The 3,533-nt window shown below is 56.5% G+C and carries 2 rRNA genes; both read right to left on the bottom strand.

Features of this window, described 5'->3' with window-relative positions:
* Nucleotides 1–1,503 (bottom strand): 23S ribosomal RNA (locus tag ON37_RS05830); the annotation flags it as partial.
* 321 nt (nt 1,504–1,824) lie between these two features.
* A 16S ribosomal RNA gene (locus ON37_RS05825) occupies nt 1,825–3,343 on the bottom strand.
* Between the last annotated feature and the right edge of the window lie 190 nt (nt 3,344–3,533).

Genomic DNA, 3,533 nt, shown 5'->3' with positions numbered 1-3,533 from the left:
CCCGTTGTCCATCGACTACGCCTGTCGGCCTCGCCTTAGGTCCCGACTCACCCTGGGCGGATTAACCTGGCCCAGGAACCCTTGGTCATTCGGCGGACGAGTTTCTCACTCGTCTTTCGCTACTCATGCCTGCATTCTCACTCGCGCAGCCTCCACAACTAGGTCACCCCGCTGCTTCCCTGGCTACACGACGCTCCCCTACCCACCCAGTCTCCTGGCTCGAAAGCAAGATAATGACTGAGTGCCGCGGCTTCGGCGGTGTACTTGAGCCCCGCTACATTATCGGCGCAGGATCACTTGACCAGTGAGCTATTACGCACTCTTTCAAGGGTGGCTGCTTCTAAGCCAACCTCCTGGTTGTCTCAGCGACCCCACATCCTTTTCCACTTAGTACACGCTTAGGGGCCTTAGCCGGCGATCTGGGCTGTTTCCCTCTCGACTACGAAGCTTATCCCCCGCAGTCTCACTGCCACGCTCTCACACACCGGCATTCGGAGTTTGGCTGACTTCGGTAAGCTTGTGGGCCCCCTAGGCCATCCAGTAGCTCTACCTCCAGTGTGAAACACGTGACGCTGCACCTAAATGCATTTCGGGGAGAACCAGCTATCACGGAGTTTGATTGGCCTTTCACCCCTACCCACAGCTCATCCCCTCAGTTTTCAACCTAAGTGGGTTCGGGCCTCCACGACGTCTTACCGTCGCTTCACCCTGGCCATGGGTAGATCACTCCGCTTCGGGTCCATGACATGCGACTCAAACGCCCTATTCGGACTCGCTTTCGCTACGGCTACCCCACACGGGTTAACCTCGCCACACACCGATGACTCGCAGGCTCATTCTTCAAAAGGCACGCCATCACCCCACTCAAAAGAGAAGGCTCTGACGGATTGTAAGCGCACGGTTTCAGGTACTATTTCACTCCCCTCCCGGGGTACTTTTCACCTTTCCCTCACGGTACTAGTCCGCTATCGGTCACCAGGGAGTATTCAGGCTTACCGGGTGGTCCCGGCAGATTCACAGCAGATTTCACGGGCCCGCTGCTACTCGGGTGCCTGCTACAACAGAGAACACGTTTTCGTCTACCGGACTCTCACCGTCTACGGTTGGCCGTCCCAGACCAATTCGACTAACGCGATCTTTTCTGACTGTCGCCCAGATCGGCAGATCTGAGAAAGCAGGTCCCACAACCCCGGCTATGCAACGACTGCCGTCTATCACACACAACCGGTTTAGCCTCTTCCGCTTTCGCTCGCCACTACTCACGGAATCACTATTGTTTTCTCTTCCTGTGGGTACTGAGATGTTTCACTTCCCCACGTTCCCTCCACACACCCTATATATTCAGATGCGGGTAACACGACATCACTCGTGCTGGGTTTCCCCATTCGGAAATCCTCGGATCTCAGCTCGGTTGACAGCTCCCCGAGGCTTATCGCAGCCTCCTACGTCCTTCATCGGCTCCTGGTGCCAAGGCATCCACCGTACGCCCTTACACACTTACAAACAAAGATGCTCGCGTCCACTGTGCAGTTCTCAAACAACACACCCACCCGAATCCGAAACTCGAAGCCAGCCAGAGCCAAAACCCTGCGGTACTCACGAAGATCCGAGCAAGTCTATTTTTTGCCTGGAAAGAACGTCTGTTCTTTCAGGACCCAACAGTGTGTCGACTACATCCGGCACTCCACCGACTGAGCAGTGAAGTTCGATGCCGGCCCACGTCAGCGTTCCACCCATGAGCACCACCGGACTTCATTCGAGTCCGAAGTGGCTCTGGCACAACCCCACTCGACTCTTCGAGCAGGCTGAGCAGATGCTCCTTAGAAAGGAGGTGATCCAGCCGCACCTTCCGGTACGGCTACCTTGTTACGACTTCGTCCCAATCGCCGATCCCACCTTCGACGGCTCCCTCCCACAAGGGGTTAGGCCACCGGCTTCGGGTGTTACCGACTTTCATGACGTGACGGGCGGTGTGTACAAGGCCCGGGAACGTATTCACCGCAGCGTTGCTGATCTGCGATTACTAGCGACTCCAACTTCACGGGGTCGAGTTGCAGACCCCGATCCGAACTGAGACCGGCTTTAAGGGATTCGCTCCACCTCACGGTATCGCAGCCCTCTGTACCGGCCATTGTAGCATGTGTGAAGCCCTGGACATAAGGGGCATGATGACTTGACGTCGTCCCCACCTTCCTCCGAGTTGACCCCGGCAGTCTCCTGCGAGTCCCCGCCATAACGCGCTGGCAACACAGGACAAGGGTTGCGCTCGTTGCGGGACTTAACCCAACATCTCACGACACGAGCTGACGACAGCCATGCACCACCTGTACACCAACCACAAGGGGGCACGTATCTCTACGTGTTTCTGGTGTATGTCAAACCCAGGTAAGGTTCTTCGCGTTGCATCGAATTAATCCACATGCTCCGCCGCTTGTGCGGGCCCCCGTCAATTCCTTTGAGTTTTAGCCTTGCGGCCGTACTCCCCAGGCGGGGCGCTTAATGCGTTAGCTACGGCACGGATCCCGTGGAAGGAAACCCACACCTAGCGCCCACCGTTTACGGCGTGGACTACCAGGGTATCTAATCCTGTTCGCTACCCACGCTTTCGCTTCTCAGCGTCAGTTACTGCCCAGAGACCCGCCTTCGCCACCGGTGTTCCTCCTGATATCTGCGCATTTCACCGCTACACCAGGAATTCCAGTCTCCCCTGCAGTACTCTAGTCCGCCCGTATCGACCGCAAGCGTGCAGTTGAGCTGCACGTTTTCACGATCGACGCGACGAACCGCCTACAAGCTCTTTACGCCCAGTAATTCCGGACAACGCTCGCACCCTACGTATTACCGCGGCTGCTGGCACGTAGTTGGCCGGTGCTTCTTCTACAGGTACCGTCACTTGCGCTTCGTCCCTGTCGAAAGAGGTTTACAACCCGAAGGCCGTCATCCCTCACGCGGCGTCGCTGCATCAGGCTTCCGCCCATTGTGCAATATTCCCCACTGCTGCCTCCCGTAGGAGTCTGGGCCGTGTCTCAGTCCCAGTGTGGCCGGTCGCCCTCTCAGGCCGGCTACCCGTCGTCGCCTTGGTAGGCCATTACCCCACCAACAAGCTGATAGGCCGCGGGCCCATCTCGCACCGATAAATCTTTCCACCACAAACCATGCGATTCGTGGTCATATCCGGTATTAGACCCAGTTTCCCAGGCTTATCCCAGAGTACGAGGCAGATCACCCACGTGTTACTCACCCGTTCGCCGCTCGTGTACCCCGAAGGGCCTTACCGCTCGACTTGCATGTGTTAAGCACGCCGCCAGCGTTCGTCCTGAGCCAGGATCAAACTCTCCGTTGAAGACTCTCAATCCACTCCACAGGAGCAAATCGGAAGTATCTCGAACCAGAGTCCGAAAACCTAACTAAAACGCCAGCCGGAAAATAGCTGACTAAAAAATGTCCATCCCTCACACGGGGGTATGAGAGACAGAACCAAAAAATATTTGGCACTGACATTCATCGACACACTATTGAGTTCTCAAAGAACA

The sequence above is a fragment of the Nocardia veterana NBRC 100344 genome (assembly GCF_000308855.1).
Taxonomy (GTDB): domain Bacteria; phylum Actinomycetota; class Actinomycetes; order Mycobacteriales; family Mycobacteriaceae; genus Nocardia; species Nocardia veterana.
The sequence above is the reverse complement of the archived record's forward strand: the minus strand, read 5'-3'. Positions and strand labels throughout refer to the sequence as shown.